The sequence below is a fragment of the Flavobacterium bomense genome (assembly GCF_003970355.1).
Map to the genome: position 1 here is coordinate 1 of NZ_RYDJ01000115.1, position 1,372 is coordinate 1,372.

At 34.5% G+C, this 1,372-nt stretch carries 2 protein-coding genes; both read left to right on the top strand.

Features of this window, described 5'->3' with window-relative positions; all coding sequences use genetic code 11:
* Nucleotides 1-502: pyruvate kinase alpha/beta domain-containing protein (locus tag EKL98_RS16000; RefSeq protein WP_317125401.1), on the top strand; the 502-nt coding region annotated here is incomplete at its 5' end.
* Nucleotides 503-617: 115 nt separating this feature from the next.
* Nucleotides 618-1,372 (top strand): Bax inhibitor-1/YccA family protein (locus EKL98_RS16005; protein WP_148104440.1); only part of this gene is annotated, 755 nt, incomplete at its 3' end.

Sequence of the window (1,372 nt, forward strand, 5' to 3'; positions counted from 1 at the left end):
GGTTATGCTTTCTGGCGAAACTGCTGCTGGTCTTTATCCTGTTCAAGTTATCGAAAAAATGACTCAAATCATTGAAGCGGTAGAAGATTCTCCACTTATCAAAGTGCCACAAAATACCCCACAAGTAAGAACAAACCGTTTTATTACCAAAACAATTTGTCATCACGCGGCACTTACTGCAAACATTATCGAAGCAAAAGCAATTTGTACTTTGACTAATAGCGGTTATACTGCTTTCCAAATTTCGGCTTGGAGACCATCAGCTCATATTCTTGTTTTTACCTCTAATAAAAGAATCCTTACGCAACTCAATTTGTTATGGGGAGTAAAATCTTATTTTTATGATAAAATGAAAAGTACCGATGATACTATTGCCGATGTAAATGAAATAGCAAGAGAAAAAGGGTTTGTAACCAAAGGAGATTATCTTATCAATTTGGCCGCGATGCCATTAAAAGATAAAGGAATGGTAAACACTTTAAGAGTTTCGGAAATTTTATAATTCATAAAATTTACATACCATCAAATCCGCCTTTTTTAGCAATATTCAAGGCGGATTTTTTTTGGTCTTAATTTAATTTTTAAACTATCTTTGATAAAACTAAATCTGAAATACTATGGCATTCGAATCGAAAAATCCTTTTTTAAACCATAAATCATTTTCCGCTACATCGGCATCTACTGATAGCAAAGTACATAATGCAACACTTATTGATTATAACCAAGACATGACATTGGCAGGAACAATCAATAAAACTTTAATTTTATTTTTGTTGCTTACCGCATCAGCAATCGTTGTTTGGTGGATGGCTTTTAATGGCATGAACCCAATGTTACCCACTATTGGTGGCGCCATCGTAGGATTAATTTTGGTAGTAATTGCAGCATTTAAACCTCAATATTCACCCGTTTTAGCTCCAGGTTACGCCTTGTTCGAAGGATTATTTATTGGTGGAGTTTCTGCCATTTTTGAAGCCAAATATCCCGGAATTGTGATTCAGGCTGTAGGAGCCACATTTGTAACGTTTGCCGTTTGTTTGGGATTATATAAATTCAAAATTGTAAAAGTAACCGAACAATTCAAATCTGTAGTTGTTGCTGCGACACTTGCCATAGCAACTTATTATCTGATTTCTTGGATGTTTTCTATGTTTACCAGCTTTGTACCTGTACATTATGGCAATTCGATGATGAGCATTGGAATTAGTGTTTTTGTAATTGTAATTGCTGCTTTAAATTTGTTTTTAGACTTTGACCGAATGGAAAAAGGAGTAGAACAAAAAATGCCAAAATTTATGGAATGGTTCGCCGCAATGGGATTAATCATCACCTTGGTTTGGTTGTATATTGAGTTTTTAAGATTGCTATCTAA